This is a genomic window from Flavobacterium sp. FlaQc-48 (assembly GCF_044007335.1).
Classification (GTDB): Bacteria; Bacteroidota; Bacteroidia; order Flavobacteriales; family Flavobacteriaceae; genus Flavobacterium.
Genome location: NZ_JBIPCR010000007.1, coordinates 43,049 through 61,068 on the forward strand (window position 1 = coordinate 43,049; position 18,020 = coordinate 61,068).

The 18,020-nt window shown below is 37.0% G+C and carries 8 protein-coding genes; all 8 read left to right on the plus strand.

What is annotated here, in order from left to right; translation table 11 throughout:
- The first annotated feature begins 125 nt into the window (after positions 1–125).
- The 8 genes from ACHRWY_RS12965 to ACHRWY_RS13000 all read left to right on the plus strand — a co-directional run bounded on the left by ACHRWY_RS12965 (position 126) and on the right by ACHRWY_RS13000 (position 17,990).
- Positions 126–1,859 carry a glycoside hydrolase family 43 protein gene (locus ACHRWY_RS12965; RefSeq protein WP_395355138.1) on the plus strand — a complete coding sequence of 578 codons (1,734 nt, stop codon included), beginning with the start codon at positions 126–128 and terminating at the stop codon, positions 1,857–1,859.
- Between the two features lie 150 nt (positions 1,860–2,009).
- Positions 2,010–4,985, plus strand: coding sequence for a glycosyl hydrolase 115 family protein (locus ACHRWY_RS12970; protein ID WP_395355139.1), 2,976 nt, complete (start codon positions 2,010–2,012; stop codon positions 4,983–4,985).
- Between the two features lie 73 nt (positions 4,986–5,058).
- Positions 5,059–6,297 (plus strand): SGNH/GDSL hydrolase family protein, encoded by a 1,239-nt coding sequence (locus ACHRWY_RS12975; protein ID WP_395355140.1) that lies wholly within the window; start codon positions 5,059–5,061, stop codon positions 6,295–6,297.
- 85 nt (positions 6,298–6,382) lie between these two features.
- Positions 6,383–9,100, plus strand: coding sequence for an alpha/beta hydrolase-fold protein (locus ACHRWY_RS12980; RefSeq protein WP_395355141.1), 2,718 nt, complete (start codon positions 6,383–6,385; stop codon positions 9,098–9,100).
- A gap of 82 nt (positions 9,101–9,182) precedes the next feature.
- Positions 9,183–11,699 (plus strand): glycosyl hydrolase 115 family protein, encoded by a 2,517-nt coding sequence (locus ACHRWY_RS12985; RefSeq protein ID WP_395355142.1) that lies wholly within the window; start codon positions 9,183–9,185, stop codon positions 11,697–11,699.
- A gap of 64 nt (positions 11,700–11,763) precedes the next feature.
- Positions 11,764–14,478, plus strand: a complete 2,715-nt coding sequence (locus ACHRWY_RS12990; protein ID WP_395355143.1) for a T9SS type A sorting domain-containing protein — start codon at positions 11,764–11,766, stop codon at positions 14,476–14,478.
- Positions 14,479–14,554: 76 nt separating this feature from the next.
- Positions 14,555–16,852 carry a beta-L-arabinofuranosidase domain-containing protein gene (locus ACHRWY_RS12995; protein ID WP_395355144.1) on the plus strand — a complete coding sequence of 766 codons (2,298 nt, stop codon included), beginning with the start codon at positions 14,555–14,557 and terminating at the stop codon, positions 16,850–16,852.
- 10 nt (positions 16,853–16,862) lie between these two features.
- Positions 16,863–17,990: a glycoside hydrolase family 43 protein gene (locus tag ACHRWY_RS13000; RefSeq protein ID WP_395355146.1), complete on the plus strand. Its 1,128-nt coding sequence runs from the start codon at positions 16,863–16,865 to the stop codon at positions 17,988–17,990.
- Positions 17,991–18,020: the final 30 nt, after the last annotated feature.

An 18,020-nucleotide genomic window follows, 5' to 3' on the forward strand; every position in this document is an offset into this window, starting at 1 on the left:
AGAACTTCTGTAAGTTGGTTTATAAATTTGCTTTAGTAAGAAGCCGGGGGATAATTCCCTCGGCTTTTAATTATGAATTCAGTTAGAATATTTAAGAGATATTAATCATAAATGGACAATTACAAATGAAGCTTTCAAAAATAAATTTCTTACTATCGTTGTTGTTTCTTTTTAGTTTTAAAGCAGTAGCAGCCGGCGATACGTTAATAAAAAAGCAAAATAAAAAACCACCTGTTTTTTCGAATGTTATTTATCAGGGAGATGATCCCATTTATAAAAAGAATCCATTGAAATCAGATGAATTTTATTCTCCGGTTTTACAGGGATGTTATCCGGATCCCGCTATAACCAGAAAGGGAGATGATTATTATATGGTATGTTCGTCATTTGCCATGTTTCCGGGAGTACCTATTTTTCATTCTAAAGATTTAGTGAATTGGACTGACCTCGGAGGGGTATTAAATAACGTTTCAGAATTTAATCCGCATGACACCGGTATCAGTCAGGGTGTATATGCCCCTGGTATTACTTATAATCCGCACAATGATACTTTCTATATGATTGTGACAGCATTTTCAGGAGGTTTGGGCAATATTATAGTAAAAACAAAAGATCCTCTGAAAGGATGGGGAAGTCCTGTAAAGTTAGCTTTTGACGGAATAGATCCCTGCATTTTTTTTGATGATAACGGAAAAGGATATGTAGTACATAATGATGCTCCGGATAAAGGAAAAGAATTGTATCAGGGCCATCGTGTAATTAAAGTTTGGGAATATGATGTTGAAAATGATAAAGTGATTCCGGGTACTGACAAAATTATAGTGGATGGAGGTGTAGACCTTTCTAAAAAACCAATATGGATTGAGGCACCTCATTTGTATAAAAAAGACGGACGTTATTATTTAATGTGTGCCGAAGGCGGTACAGGAGGTAACCATAGTGAAGTTATTTTTGTGAGTGACAGCCCAAAAGGACCTTTTAAACCCGCATCAAATAACCCGATTCTTACACAACGATATTTCCCAAAAGACAGAGCTGATAAAGTAGACTGGGCCGGACATGCAGACCTGGTATTAGGTCCGGATAATAAGTATTATGGCGTGTTTTTAGGTATCAGGCCAAATGATAAGGACAGAGTAAATACAGGGCGTGAAACCTTTATGCTGCCTGTAGACTGGTCAGGAGTTTTTCCGGTGTTTGAAAACGGATTAGTTCCTTTGGAACCAAAAATTAAAATGCCCAAAGGAGTTACTGAAAATAAAACCGGCAAAGATGGATTTTTTCCTAACGGAAATTTTACGTTTACCGAAAATTTTACGGCTCAAAAATTAGATTATAGATGGATTGGACTCAGAGGGCCGCGTGAAAGTTTTGCGTCAGTAACTAAAAAAGGATTGGAAATCAAACCCTTTGAAGTAAATATCAAAGAATTGAAACCAACATCTACACTTTTTTACAGACAACAGCATAATACTTTTTCATTTTCAGCAGCAATTGATTACAAACCAGCATCTGAAAAAGATTTGGCTGGTATTGTATGTTTACAAAACGAGCACTTTAATTATGTTTTTGGTGTAACAAAAAAAGGAAAAGACACCTATATCTTGTTAGAAAGAACAGAAAAAGGACAATCAAAAATTGTAGCAAGTGCTAAAATTGATATGAAGAAAAACATTCGTCTTCAGGTAAAAGCAGCAGGTGACAGTTATGAGTTTAGTTATGCTCTAAACGGGGGCGGTTTTGTAAACTTAGGCGCACCAGTTTCCGGAGATATTCTTTCAACAAATGTAGCAGGAGGTTTTACAGGAGCATTGGTAGGATTATATGCCACAGCTGCAAATGATGCTCAGCCGCAGTAAGACATTAGAGAAATGAATGTTTATCAAACCGTCACAGCTTTAAAGTATACATATTAAAAAAACTTTCATATTTGAGTTTATGAAACTGTAAGTCTAACAATAATGTACTATTTGCCAAATTCTAAATCAGTATAATAAAAATAGTTAACCATGATTCGATGCAATTTGAACTTTTACAGACTAATAGTAATGCTGTTCTTAGTGATCAATGCATTTGGCCAGTCAATTAAAAAAAGTGACTATAAAAGCCCTTCTGAGTATGTTTTACATCAACAAGAAGAGAAAGCTTTTACAATTGCTTCTACTGGTAAATCAGCATCAATTTTTGTTGATTCAAAAGATTGGAAAGGTGTTATTCGTGCAGCTAAAGATTTAGGAAATGATATTGGCAAGGTAACCGGTACAGCTTCTATGGTTCTTGAAAATGCCAGACCGCAAAACAACTCCATTGTTATAGGAACCATTGGTAAAAGTGTTATTATTGATAAATTAATTGCAGCAAAAAAAATTGATGTTTCTGAAATAAAAGGACAATGGGAATCCTTTTTAATTCAAACAGTAGAGGGTCAGTTAATAGTTGCAGGCAGCGATAAAAGAGGTACCATCTATGGAATTTATGATATTTCGGAAAAAATTGGAGTGTCGCCGTGGTATTTTTGGGCTGATGTTCCAATTCAAAAAACAGAACAGCTTTACGTAAAACAGGGCAGATACATTCAAAGTTCACCAAAAGTAAAATATCGCGGAATCTTTATCAATGATGAAGAGCCTTCATTTGGTCAGTGGGCAAGAGCAGCCTATGGTGGAATCAATTCTAAAATGTATGCTAATATTTTTGAATTGCTGCTCCGCTTAAAAGCCAATTATTTATGGCCGGCAATGTGGGGAAAATCGTTTAATGAAGACGATCCTCGTAATCCGGTAACGGCTGATGAATACGGAATTGTAATGGGAACTTCACATCATGAACCAATGATCCGTTCACAAAAAGAATATACAGATAGAAAAACAGAAATTGGAGAATGGAATTATGCGACAAACAAAAAAAATATTGATCAGTTTTTTTATGAGGGAATAGAACGCAATAAAAATTTTGATAATATGATTACCATAGGTATGCGTGGTGAAGGTGATGTGGCAATGGGCGAGGGAAATGACCTGGAAAATATCAAAACACTGCAGAATGTTATTAAAGGACAGCGGGAAATCATTCAAAAAATATATAAAGACAGTCCTGAAAATCATCCGCAGGTCTGGGCTATTTTTACAGAAGTACAGCGGTATTACGATGCGGGACTTACAGTGCCCGATGATGTAATCCTTCTGTTTTGTGATAATAACTGGGGCAATATACGCCGCACTTATCCCGAAAAAGAAAAGAATAGAAAAGGAGGAGGCGGACTGTATTATCACATTGATATGAATGGCGGTCCATGGAACGATCGCTGGATCAATACCACCACTATTCCTAAATTGCAGCAGCAGTTTAATTTAGCTTACCAGTCAGGAATCGATAAATTGTGGATTGTGAATGTAGGAGACCTTAAGCCAAAGGAACTTCCTATTGATTTTATTATGCATTTTGCCTGGAATCCGGATGCAATTCCTGCTGATCAGGTATGGAATTATACTGTTGACTGGGCGGGCAGAATCTTTGGAAAAGAACATGCAGAGGAAATCGCCGATATCGTATCAAAATATACTAAATATAATCTTTGGCGTAAGCCAGAAGCCCAGACAGCTAATATTTTCAGCGTTGTCAATTACCAGGAATCAGACCGTGTTTTGAAACTATGGAAAGAGGTAGCGGACAAAGCAGAAAAACTGCAGTCGAAAATACCTGCTGAGGCTCAGGACGCTTATTATCAATTAGTATTATATCCGGCTAAAGCTTCAGCCGCAGTGGCTGAAATTTATCTTGCAGCAGATAAGAATATGCTGTATGCGAAACAAGGCCGGGTTAGTGCGAATGATTTTTATAAACGGGCTCAGGACCTTTTTGAACAAGATAAAAAGTGGAGCGACTATTATAATGATTCAATAGCAAAAGGAAAATGGAAATACATGATGAGTGATGTTCATATAGGTTATAAAATGTGGTCAATGCCCAAGGCCAATGCACTGCCCGAAATGAAAGAAATAAAACCATTACCTGAACCAACGATTGGAGTAGCTATAGAGGGAACTGAATTGTCATGGCCTGATACAGCTGAAAAAGCAATATTGCCGTTATTCGATGTATTGGCTAAATCAAGCTATTATATTGATGTATTTAACCGTGGTACAGGAAGTTTTGAATTTACAGCAAAAGCCAATAAACCCTGGATTAGATTGAGCCAGTCTGGTGGAGTTGTTCAAAAAGAAACCCGTATTCAGGTAGCTATAGACTGGAATATTTTATTGGAAGGAACCTTTAATGGTAAGATCGAAATTAGTCAGGGAAAAAAAAGAGTTGAGGTACAGGTAACTGCTGTAAAAGCAGCGGTGCCGAAAGCGGATGAACCTTATTTTGGAAGTTTGACTGGAGAGTTTTCTATACCTTCAAACAAATACAATGCAAATATACCAGGCAAGAATGCAAAGTGGATTGTTCTCCCTGATTTAGGAAGATCAGATGCCAGTATGGGAATTAGCCCTGTGACTGCCCCAAGCGCAAGTCCAGATACAGCGCCCAGATTAGAATATAAAATATTTCTCCCGAAAGCTGAAAAGGTAAAAGTCTGTCTAGGCATTCTTCCTACTCAGGATATTAATCCGGAGAGAGGACTTAGGATTGCAGCATCTTTAAATGATCAGACGCCAAAATTTATGGATGCCAGAAAAGGACTCGTTGATACTTTTGGGGAGTATACGCCATCAAATTTAGCGCATTCAAAAGTACTAAAACCACTCCCGGCTTTAAATGACGACATTACTTTTATTGGCAATGGCAAACAGCGCCGAAATGAAGTTTTTGATAATTTAAGATGGCTCGATGTCGAGTTGGAGGTAGAAGAACCAGGTATGCATACCTTAAAAATTTTTATGATTGATCCGGAAATTGTACTGGAGAAAATTGTAGTGAATCCCGATAACAAACACCCGAGTTATTTTGGAGCTGTACCAATGCAGCATAATGTAAAATAATTGAGGTGGAGTCTGCTAAAATAACTGCGGATAAAAAGAATAAAAATTAGTATTCAATCTTTAAAAAAGAAACATGAAAAAGGAATATATCAAATTGTTACTGCTTTCAAATCTCTTCTTTTTGGTTTTGGGCTGTAAATCCGGCCAGACACCGGTAAAAGTATCAGCCAGGGCCGGCGTTGAGAACTGGACTGGCACATGGGCTACTGCCCAGATGCTTGTGGAGCCCAATAATATGCCTCCTGAACCGGGACTTTCAGAGAATACACTCCGACAAATTATTAAGGTTTCGATAGGAGGAAAGCAACTGCGTCTGCGTTTTTCGAACCTATTCAGTGATCAGCCAACTGTTTTAAAGTCCGTAAGTATAGCAGATGTTGCAGCTGCCCCGATTATTGACTTGAAAACCCAGAAGATCCTTCGTTTTAACGGAAGTTCCGGTACAACCATAAATCCCGGAGAGGAAGTGTTTTCAGATGAATTTAATTTTGATTTAAAGCCAGGCCAGCTTTTAGCAGTTACCATTTATTATGGAGCTACTTCGCAGAAAACATCGGGTCATCCGGGTTCTCGCACAACTTCTTATATACTAAAGGGAGATCATCTTAATGATAAAGATTTTGCCGGAGCAGTAAAAACAGACCATTGGTATTCAATTATGGGAGTAGATGTTAGGGCTTCTAAAAATGCAGCTAATATTGTCTGCATGGGAAATTCTATTATAGATGGCCGCGGATCCGGCACCAATAAGCAGAATCGTTTTACAGATATTCTGGCAGCACGTTTGCTGGCAGATAAAAAAACGGAACATATTGGAGTTTTAAATTTAGGGATTGGAGGAAATTGTGTGCTGCAGGGAGGTTTAGGTCCCACGGCGTTGAATCGTTTTGATAGAGATGTACTTTCTCAGCAAGGAACAAAATGGTTAATTCTTCTGGAAGGAATAAATGATATTGGAGGAATTAAGCGTGCTGAAGATGCACCTGTAAAAGCCAAAGAACTTATTGAAGCGTATAAAATAATGATAACTAAAGCACATGCTAAAGGTATAAAAGTGTACGGATGCACCATTTTACCCTTTCAAAAATCATTTTATGATGCGCCCTACAAACAAGATGCACGTGATATTGTAAATGAATGGATTCGTAATAGCAACAGCTTTGATGCCGTAATTGATTTTGATAAAGTAATGGCTTCAGGAGTTGGTTCAAAAACGATTTTAGCGAACATGCAAGACAATGACTTTCTGCATCCAAACGAACTGGGTTATCTCACAATGGGACAAGCTGTAGATTTGGATTTATTTAAATAAAAGTATGATGGGAACTAAATGTTTGAAAGCAATTTCTAAGTTCCCGCCGCTAAATGATTTTTTGACACTAAACAAATTATTTACTATGAAATCAATAATTAGATTTTTTGCATTTGCAGTCTTATTTTCAATCGGACAAAAAGGGTATTCTCAAGATCCTAATTTTCAGGTTTATTTAAGTTTTGGACAGTCTAATATGGAAGGCAACGCTAAAATAGAACCTCAGGATACCGTAGGGATTGATGATCGGTTTCAGGTTTTAGAAGCAGTAGATTGTCCGGAAATAGGACGTAAAATGGGGAATTGGTATAAAGCCGTACCGCCATTATGCCGCTGCACAACCGGATTAACGCCAACAGATTATTTTGGCAGGACAATGACAGCAAATCTTCCAAAAAATATAAAAATAGGCATCATAAATGTTGCCGTTGGAGGTTGTAAAATTGAACTCTTTGATAAAGATAAGTCTGAGGATTATACTGCAACCGCACCCGATTGGATGAAAGGCATGATCAAACAGTACAATGGCAATCCGTATCAAAGACTTGTGGATATGGCCAGAATTGCACAAAAAAAAGGAGTCATTAAAGGAATCTTAGTACATCAGGGTGAGTCGAATACAGGTGATACGCTCTGGACAAAGAAGCTAAAGATAGTCTACGACAATTTGATAAAAGACCTGAATTTAGATCCAAAAAAAGTGCCGCTGCTTTCCGGAGAAACGGTAAACGAAGACCAGAACGGGAAATGTGCCAGCATGAACAAAATCATTGCCACCCTTCCGCAGACCATACCTAATTCCTATGTGATTTCATCCAGCGGCTGTAAAGCAGCATCTGATAACTTACATTTTACTGCCGATGGTTACAGAGAATTAGGAAAACGCTATGCCCGCAAAATGCTTTCCTTATTAGGATATAAATTTTACAATGGGAAAGAATTTTTTCGAGTTCATGCCCCTATAGGTTTTGATCAGTTAAATTCAGATGTACCAGCTGGAAAAATTGAAAGTATCACTTATGAATCTAAAACGGTAGGTACTGTCAGAAAAGCAACTGTTTACACGCCACCCGGATTTGATAAAAAGAGAAAGTATCCTGTATTGTACCTTTTACATGGAATAGGCGGAGATGAAAAAGAATGGCTTAACGGAGGAAGTCCCCAGATAGTATTAGATAACCTTTATGCCGAGGGAAAAATGGAACCTATGATTGTGGTGATGCCAAATGGCAGAGCTATGAAAGACGATAGTGCTTCCGGAAATATAATGGCCCCGGATAAGATACAAGCCTTTGCAGTATTTGAGAAAGATCTGCTCCATGATTTAATTCCTTTTATTGAAAAAAAATACCCCACTTTTAAAGATAGAGAACATCGTGCTATTGCCGGATTGTCAATGGGTGGAGGTCAGTCCCTGAATTTCGGATTGGGGAATTTAGATAAATTTGCCTGGGTAGGTGCATTCTCGGCAGCTCCTAATACTAAAATGCCGGAGGAATTACTTCCTAATCCGCAAGAAGCAAAAAAGAAGCTAAAACTACTTTGGATTTCCTGCGGTGATGATGACGGTCTTATTGGTAACAGCAGGCGCACACATGATTATCTGTTTAAAAATGATGTGCCTCATATTTATTATATAGAGCCAGGTGTTCATGACTTTAAAGTATGGAAAAATGGTCTATATATGTTCTCGCAGTTTTTGTTCAAAACGGTCGATCAGTCCACTTTTCCCGAATATACTATTTTAGGAGAGGCAGCTCAAACTAATATCCGTAACAGTAAGTATCCTCAAATTCTGCCTGATAACAAGGTGATTTTTAAAATCAAAGCACCGGAAGCTTCCAAACTACAAATTGATTTAGGCAGGAAATACGATATGGCGAGAGATGAATCAGGATTATGGACAGTTACTACTGATGTCATAAATAAAGGATTTAATTATTATTCCTTAATTATTGATGGTGTAGCTGTAGCTGATCCGGCAAGTGAATCATTCTATGGTATGGGACGTATGGCCAGCGGGATAGAAATTCCAAATAAAGAAGGAGATTTTTATGATTTAAAAATGGTCTCACATGGCAATATTGTAATTAAAAAATATTTTTCAAAAGTAACTAATTCCTGGCGTGAAATGTATGTTTATACACCTCCCGGTTATGAAAGCGGTGCAGAGAAATTCCCTGTTTTATATCTCCTGCATGGCGGAGGTGAAGATCAGAGAGGCTGGACGGCTCAAGGTAAGGCTAATTTAATTTTAGATAATTTAATCGCACAAAAAAAGGCAGTACCAATGATAGTGGTCATGCTTGATGGTAACATGCCCGGTGGTGGAGGATTGAAGGGGTTTAACGAAAATAGCCTTAAAACTTTTGAAAGTGAATTGTTAACAGCAGTTATTCCTTTTGCTGAAAGTAATTTCAGGACTGCAGCAGGTACTGAAAACCGTGCTTTAGCAGGATTGTCAATGGGAGGACTACAGACTCTTTATACGGGAATTAAAAACACAGAAATGTTCAGTTATCTGGGAGTTTTTAGTTCTGGCTGGTGGGCTGATAATCCAGCTTTATCAGATCCTCAGTATGAGTTCATGAAAAATAATGCCACAAAAATTAATTCAAATATCAGACAATTATGGATTTCAATGGGAGGAAAAGAAGATATTGCTTTCAATAATTGTAAAATAATGATGGGTAAATTTGATCAGATGGGCATTAAATACAAATACAGTGAATATTCAGGTGGACATAGCTGGCCTGTATGGAGACACGATTTATTTATGTTTGCTCCATTATTGTTTCAATAATAGTCTTTTAGGTATGCTGAAAAAGAGATTATAAAAATAAAAGATCATTACGATTAATTGAATCATTTAATTTTAAAATACAATGAAAAGCCTCCCCATATTTATAATAACATTAATCCTAATCTGCACTTGTATTCCTTCAAGAGCAGCCCAGCCATTTATAACAAAGGAAAGAACTCCAGATGTTATTGTTCTTAAAGAAAAGAATTCAAGTCTTTCTTTTCTTGTGAATAATGGATTAGACGCAGGAATTTCTCGTGCGATTAACAATTTACAATCTGATTTTGAAAAAGTGACCGGCAGCAGACCGTTAATTTTTAATCAAAATCCAAATCAGTCTTCGCCGCTAATCATAATTGGAATGATAGGCACTAATTCGGTGATTGATGAACTAATAAAACAGAAAAAAATAGATGGAAAACTCCTTAAAGGAAAAAACGAAAAATTTATTATCCAAAACGTAAAAAATCCGTTTAAAGGAGTAGAAGAAGCAGTTGTAATTGCAGGCAGTGACAAGCGCGGAACTATTTATGGAATTTATGAATTATCCAGACAAATTGGTGTTTCACCATGGTATTACTGGGCGGATGTTCCGATAGAAAAAAAAGACAATATTTATTTTCTAAAAGGAATATACAGCGATGGGGAACCTGCGGTAAAATATAGAGGAATTTTTATAAACGATGAAGCTCCGGCATTAAGCGGCTGGTCCAAAGCCACATTTGGAGGTTTCAACAGTCGGTTTTATGAAAAAGTTTTTGAATTGCTGCTTCGTCTGAAAGCGAATTATATCTGGCCGGCAATGTGGGGAAATGCTTTTTATGATGATGATCTTGCCAGTGGGCCTTTGGCGAATGAAATGGGAATTGTAATGGGCACATCCCATCACGAACCAATGGCTCTGGCACAGACCGACTGGCATCGGTATATTAAAAAAAATAACCTTCCTAATATTTGGGATTACACCAAAAATAAAGAAGTTTTAGATCAATTCTGGAAAAGCGGAATCAAGCGCAGTAAAAACTGGGAAAAAGTAGTTACTGTAGGAATGCGCGGAGACGGAGATGAAGCAATGAGCGAAGGAACTAATATAAGCCTTCTGGAGAATATCGTAAAAGAACAGCGCCGTATTATCGCAGAAGAAACGGGTAAAAATCCTGAGAAAACCCCGCAGGTCTGGGCTTTATATAAAGAAGTGCAGGATTATTATGATCAGGGAATGCGGGTTCCTGATGATGTTACGCTGCTGTTTTGTGATGACAACTGGGGAAATGTGCGTAAACTCCCTGATCTCACCAAGCCGCTTCATAAAGGCGGTTACGGTATGTATTATCACTTTGATTATGTTGGAGGTCCCAGAAACTCAAAATGGATTAACATAAGTCCGATACAGAGAGTTTGGGAGCAGATGAATCTCACTTATTCGCATGGAGTTGATAAAATCTGGATTGTAAATGTAGGCGATCTTAAACCAATGGAATTTCCTGTCAGTTTCTTTTTAGATATGGCATGGAACCCTGAAAAATTTAACTCTCAGAATCTTTTTGAATTTACAGAGAAATGGGCAGCTGAGCAGTTTGGTACAAAACAGGCAAAAGAAATTGCAGGCATATTAAACACCTATCCAAAATTCAACAGGAGAGTTACCCCTGAAATGCTGGACAGCAGTACCTACAGTCTGGACAACTATAACGAATTTGAAACCGTTGTCAATGATTACAAAAATTTAGCACTCGATGCCTATCGAATTTACGACGATATTCCAACTGAATATAGAGATGCGTATTTTCAGTTGGTTTTATATCCTGTAGATGCCTGCAGCAACCTTTATGAAATGTATTATGCACAGGCCAAAAATAAAAAACTCGCTGCCGAAGGAGATGTCCTTGCCAATAGTTATGCAGATAAAGTAAAAGTCTATTTTGAAAGGGATTCTATTCTTCAAAATAAATACAATAATGAAATTTCAGGCGGGAAATGGACCCATATTATGGATCAAATGAGAATTGGATACAAAGCCTGGCACGATTCTCCTAAAAACATATTGCCACAAATCACTTATGTTTCTAAACCGGATAAACCTGCAGCGAAAGTATTTCGTGAAAAAGACGGTTATGTTTCCATAGAGGCAGAACATTTTTCTCAATTAAATAACTCAGAGAAAATCCATTGGGAAGTGATTCCTGATTTTGGAAAAACAAAAAGTGGTATTACTACATTTCCACAGCAAATTTATCCCGGTACAGGAGAAAATATTTTTGTAGAATATGAAATTGATTTTGTCTTAACAGGTGAATTTAATGTTGAACTGCTTCTGGCTCCTACACTTAATTTTAACAGTAATAAAGGCCTCCGTTATGAAATTTCTTTTGATGGAGAAAAACCACAGCTTGTAAATTTTAATGGAAAATACCGCGGAGAATTAGGAAAATGGCAGGCAGAGCATTTAATACATTCCCCGACCAGACATACTATTTCCAAAGTAGGAAAACACACCATGCGTTTTCGGGTTTTGGATCCCGGAATTGTACTGGAAAAAATTCTAATAGATACAGGAGGATTGAAACCAGCATATTTGGGAGCTCCGGAAAGTAGATAGTATTTACCAGGATAAATTCTATTTTTTTAATCGATTACTATTATTAACTAATACTATAAAGGATATGAGAAAATTATACCAATTAAGTTTAATATTGTTTGCGGTTTTATTTACGTCATCTGCTGAGGTAAATGCCCAAAATGCAAAAGTACAAATTGATAAAAACAAAACGTATCAAAAAATTACGGGTTTCGGAGGTTTTGTATGCAGCCCCCAATTTGGTTATAATTACATGTCTACAGATGAAATCAAAAAAATGTGGGGTACAAACAGTGCAGCGGGTTATAACATTATGCGGCTTTATATTCCGGCTGAGAATAACTGGCCGTCAACGCTTGCAACTGCAAAATTAGCCAAAAATGATTTAGGATTAAAGATTTTTGCCAGTCCATGGACCATGCCGGCAGAATGGAAAACGAACAATAGCGAAGTTGCGGTTTATACAGATGCAAATGGAGTTCAGCAAATTGGCTACCTGAAAGAAGAACATTATCAGGATTATGCTTTGTATCTTAATCGTTATGTAACCTATCTTCGGGATAATGGAGTAGAACTCGATTATATTTCAATTCAAAATGAGCCTGATGAAAGGGCAACCTATCAAGGTTGTATATGGACACCTGTACAGATAGCTGCTTTTGTTAAAAATTACGGACATCTGATTAATTGTAAAGTTATTGCGCCAGAAAGTGTAGGGTATTCAGATGCTTTTTCAAATGCTTTTTTGAATGCTGATACGATGCTGAACTTTGAAGTTTACGGAGTTCATCAGTATGGTGGTATTCAGTCCAAGTATAAAGAATTTCAGAATTATAACAAGGAGATATGGATGACAGAATATCTAATTAACTGGAATTCAGGAGGTATAGTTCGTGATTTCAATTGGGGAATTGATGCTTTTAGTTTCGCAAATAGTGTCAATGACGCCTTATTAGGAAATGTCAATGCCTGGATCCACTACGCCGCTAAACGATATTATGCACTAATGGGTGATGGTACAAACGGAACACTGGACGGAGAAATTACCAAAAGAGGCTATATTCTTTCTCAATATGCAAAATTCACTACAGGTACAACGCGCATCGAATCAACATGGAGCGATGCTACTGCCCAACTTAAAGGCTCTTCGTATATAAATGATGCCGGTGATAAAATTGTTCTCACCATAATTAACCCATCGCAAAACACCTATAATCTTACTGTAGATTTGCCATTTTATTCGGTAAAAGGCACTAAAACAATTACCAGTCAGAGCATTGATATGCAAAATACAGCCATTAGTTTTGCTGAAACATTTCGTCCGGTCATAAGTATTGACGCTTCGAGTTTTATTACATTGACATTTGAAAAGAATAAGGAAAGAATAGCGTCACAAATGAGCAGTAAAGAAGTTCATTACGCTAAAATTGAAAATCAGTCCGTTACAAATCCTTCATTTGGAACCACATATCAGATTAGTGGCAAAACAGTGACATTTTCAAATGCAAGTCCCCTCATAAGTGCCAATATGAATGATGCTAATGGATATTTGAAATTAGATAATCGTTACAATAAACTGATCATGCATGTTAAAAGTTTTACTACTGCAAATCAGGGCAATACTGATAATACAACACTGTATTATATCAATGATAATGGAGAAGTAAAGTCTAAAAATTATGGAAAATTTAATTTTCCTACGGGGGTTGAATTTGATTTGACATTTGATATTTCTAAATCCGTTCTTACAGATGGATGTACGGGAATTATTGGCTTGCGAAATTCTAATTACAGTTCAGTACTTACTTTAAATTTGGGTGATGTATATTTCAATATTGCTGATGAAAAAGCAGCCGAATTTGGAGGAATATATTCAGATGATGACAGCCTTCTGATGGATGCACTGCAAAGTATCAACTATGTATCATTAGATTTTAGAAACACCAGTGGTATCAGTTCATCCCAGGATTGGCACGCCAAATCTGCAAATAAAAACAGTATTTTTTATGTCACTGCCAATAACACTGCTGATAATGTAGTATCTGCAATGTCGTGTCAAAATTTAAATCTGATCGATCAGGGAGGTGATTTTAATGTTCCTTTTGGTTTTTCAGCTGTATCAGCATCTTTTACCAAAACTATTGCAGGTTATGATGTTTTAGTTCTTCCCTTTGAAGCCAGTATACCTCAGGGCGTAACAGCTTACACGATGCAGCCTTCATCTGCTAAAATTACCTGCGATAGAATTCAGGGTATAATTCCCGCAAATACACCTGTTTTATTGAGTGGCTCAGGTACATTTATTTTCAATGGAACCGGAAATGTTTCAACACCAAAAGCCTTAACGGTTAATCAAATGAATCCGGTTTACATTGGTGTTAAGGCGCCTGCAGGAAGTTACACATTAAAGACAGTAAATAATACGGCAGGATTTTATCCTGTAACAATGGGAAGTGAGCCGCTAGTTTCATCATTTCATTTTTACTTAAGTGAAAAAAGCGGATATAATGCCGCTGCGCTTCCGTTAGAGTTTGCCACATTAGGCACAGTTCAAAATGAATTAGATAATCAGGTTGGTTTCAAATTATATCCAAATCCTGCCTTGGACGAAATTTTTCTTGATAAGATGGCTTCTGATTTTGATTATAAAATATTTAATGCTCAAGGCAGTTTAATAAATTCAGGCACTTTGAAAAACGGCAATACCAGAATAAAAATAGAATCACTGCCTGCCGGAGTTTATTTTATTAACGGAATCAATGGTACATCACAAATAAGCAGGAAATTTATAAAAAGATAAGATTTCAGGTTGATGAAATACTTGTAAAGGTCTCTTAAATAGGGAAACATCAGGCTTTTAATTACAAAAAACTATTATGAGAAATCTTTTATTGAAATATAAAATTTCATATTGTCTGCTGGGATTATTCATTGGATCTTCTGCCGTAGCTCAAATGCAGTCATTTGATTTGAGTGAAGTAAGATTAAAAGACGGGCCATTTAAAAATGCTCAGGATGTAGATCTTAAGTATATTTTTGCGCTTAATCCGGATAAACTTTTAGCTCCTTACCTCATAGCTTCAGGACTTCCTGTAAAAGCAGATCGATACGGCAATTGGGAAAGTATAGGACTGGACGGGCATATTGCAGGGCATTATCTTTCTGCACTGGCAATGATGTATGCTTCTACAGGAAATATGGAGCTTAAAAATCGGCTGGACTATATGGTTTCAGAGTTAGCGCTGTGCCAGGAAAAAAATGGTAATGGTTATGTAGGCGGAATTCCACAGGGAAAGATTTTTTGGGATCGGCTTCACAACGGCGATATAGACGGAAGCAGTTTTGGCTTAAATAATACATGGGTGCCGCTGTACAATATCCATAAACTTTTTGCGGGTTTAAATGATGCTTATCATTATGCCGATAATGAAAAAGCAAAGGATGTTTTAATAAAACTTGGAGACTGGTTTATAGAACTCATCCGCCCGCTTTCTGATGAGCAGATACAGAACATCTTAAAAACAGAACATGGCGGTATAAATGAATCTTTTGCAGATTTGTATATCATTACGAAGGATAAGAAGTATTTGGAAACAGCCCAAAAAATATCACATCTGGCACTTCTAAATCCGTTATTAAAAAAAGAAGATAAATTAACAGGACTGCATGCCAATACCCAAATTCCAAAAGTTATTGGCTTTGAAAAAATTGCAGTACTTTCCGGAAATAAAGAATGGTCAGATGCGGCAGAATTTTTTTGGAAGAATGTTACTCAAAAACGCAGCGTAGCTTTTGGAGGTAATAGTGTTGCCGAACATTTCAATTCAACAGATGATTTCAGCAGTATGGTCAAGTCAAATCAAGGGCCTGAAACCTGCAATTCGTACAATATGGAACGTTTAAGCAAGGCCTTGTTTCTGGACAAAAATGATGTGAGTTATCTCGATTTCTATGAACGTACACTTTACAATCACATTCTTTCAAGCCAGCATCCCCAAAAAGGAGGTTTTGTATATTTTACTCCTATCAGGCCCAATCATTATCGTGTTTATTCCCAGCCGGAAACCAGTATGTGGTGCTGTGTAGGTTCAGGGCTTGAAAATCATTCTAAATATGGGGAGTTAATTTACAGTCATACCCACAATGACGTTTTTGTAAACCTTTTTATTCCTTCAGTATTGCAATGGAAGGAAAGAGATATTGAGATAGAACAAACCACAAAATTTCCGTTTGAAAATAATACCGATTTAGTGTTGAAACTAAAAAAAGCGAAAACATTTTCATTGAATATCCGCTGTCCGCACTGGGCTGAAAATTTTGAAATTTTAATAAATGGAAAATCCCAAAAAACAGAAGCCAAGCCCTCCGGCTATGTGGTATTGAAAAGAAAATGGAAATCCGGCGATCACATAACGGTTAAGTTCAAAACGTCTACACATTTAGAAGGTCTGCCTGATGGTTCAAACTGGAGTGCTTTTGTCAACGGTCCTATTGTACTGGCCGCTAAAACATCTGCAAAAGATTTAGATGGCTTATTTGCTGACGACAGCCGAATGGGGCATACCGCAAGCGGCAAATATTACCCAATGGATCAAGCGTATACCCTGGTAGGCAATAAGGCAGATTATATTAAAAAACTTAAGGAATTAGGGAATATGCGTTTTAGTTTAGATTCATTAGAATTAGAACCTTTTTTTGAAGTGCATGACGCACGTTATCAAATGTATTTTCAAAACTACTCAAAAGAACAGTTCAAAGAAAAACATGATGTATTGAAACAGCAGGAAATAGAGGCAATGGCTATTGAATCTAAAACTGTAGATAAAATTAACTGCGGGGAGCAGCAGTCAGAAGTAGATCATTTTTATAAAGGCGAAAAAAGCAGTTCCGGCTACGATGATGGAAAGTCATGGAGAAGCACCCGTTCCTTTATTTCATATCAATTATTAAATAAAAATAAGTCAGGTAAATTTTTAGATATAAGTATTATAGATGAATTTAAAATGGATAACATCACAATTCTTGTAAATGAAAAACCTGCTCAGATCATGTCTTTAGAAAATAATGTAATGAGGTTAAACATAGATAAAATGGAAATGATAAACATCAAACTAATAGCTAAAGAGGATCATAACAGCCCAAAGTTTTATCAGCTAAGAATTTTAAAATTATAAAAAAACAGAAATGATGCGAAGCCAGCTTAGGGTACTTTTTTTGATTTTTTTCGCTGTTTCGTCGGCGCAAAAAAAGGATACAGCAAAACTAAAAACGAATGAGCCCGAAAAAGTATTTAGATATACGAATCCCATAACAAGAGATTCTCTGCTTTCTATGCGTGATTATATGATTAATAAAGTAGGTGAGAAGTGGTATGCCACAGGAACTTCTAATCCTGTATGGACAGGACCCAATCCGGGCGTTAAACTCCTAGTTTCAGATGACCTGATACATTGGAAATTTCATTCCTATTTAATTGATGCCAGTAAACTACCGGAAGACTGCCCGTATAATGGCCGCTTCTGGGCACCTGAAATTCATTTTATTCAAAATAAATACTGGCTTACAGTAAACAGTGGTAAGGTTACCAGGGAAGATCCAAAAGGAATGAGTACACACAGTATCTGGCTTTTTTCGGCGGATAAAATTACAGGACCCTATAAATTAGTAAACGGCCCGCTGACCAATCAGTATAATAATGATGCTACTTTATTTGAAGATGATAATGGGGAGACTTATTTGTACTGTAGTGGTAATGGACTTTTTCAGGCAAAAATTGATTTGAAATCGGGAAAACTAACGACTCCAATTGAAAAGTTTTTAGACAAAAAGCAACCGGCTTATCCGGATTGGATGATCGGTGGAATTGAAGGCCCATTTGTAATTAAAAAGGAAGGAACTTATTTCATGTTTTTCTCTACCTGGACCCGCGGATATGAAGTAGGATTGTTAAAATCAAAATCTCCAATGGGACCTTGGGAATTGGTTTCCCGCGAACCTGTTTTTGGAACCCGAAAAAAAGGCTATCGTCCAGAATTAGCAATCAGCGGAGGATACGATAATTTACAATTTACAGACACTCAGGATCCCTATCAGGAAACAGGGCACAATGCTTTGTTTGAGGGACCCGATGGCAATTTATGGACATCGTGCCATTATTTTATGGATGAAAAAAGGCCTTATCCGTATAGTCAAAGCTTTCAGCCATGGGAAAAATTTCCTCAATTGGGGATTGAGCCCGTGCACTATGCTGATGGTAAGTTTTATATCAATAGTCCAACCTGGACAGAACAGATTGTACCTCTTAAAAAATAGATCATGATGAGGTATTTATTTCTAATTCAA

Bases quoted from the DNA above. Each gene is read 5' to 3' on its own strand.
- ACHRWY_RS12995 (WP_395355144.1), top strand. From the start codon at position 14,555: ATGAGAAATCTTTTATTGAAATATAAAATTTCATATTGTCTGCTGGGA.
- ACHRWY_RS12965 (WP_395355138.1), top strand. From the start codon at position 126: ATGAAGCTTTCAAAAATAAATTTCTTACTATCGTTGTTGTTTCTTTTT.
- ACHRWY_RS12990 (WP_395355143.1), top strand. From the start codon at position 11,764: ATGAGAAAATTATACCAATTAAGTTTAATATTGTTTGCGGTTTTATTT.
- ACHRWY_RS12980 (WP_395355141.1), top strand. From the start codon at position 6,383: ATGAAATCAATAATTAGATTTTTTGCATTTGCAGTCTTATTTTCAATC.
- ACHRWY_RS13000 (WP_395355146.1), top strand. From the start codon at position 16,863: ATGATGCGAAGCCAGCTTAGGGTACTTTTTTTGATTTTTTTCGCTGTT.
- ACHRWY_RS12985 (WP_395355142.1), top strand. From the start codon at position 9,183: ATGAAAAGCCTCCCCATATTTATAATAACATTAATCCTAATCTGCACT.
- ACHRWY_RS12970 (WP_395355139.1), top strand. From the start codon at position 2,010: ATGATTCGATGCAATTTGAACTTTTACAGACTAATAGTAATGCTGTTC.
- ACHRWY_RS12975 (WP_395355140.1), top strand. From the start codon at position 5,059: ATGAAAAAGGAATATATCAAATTGTTACTGCTTTCAAATCTCTTCTTT.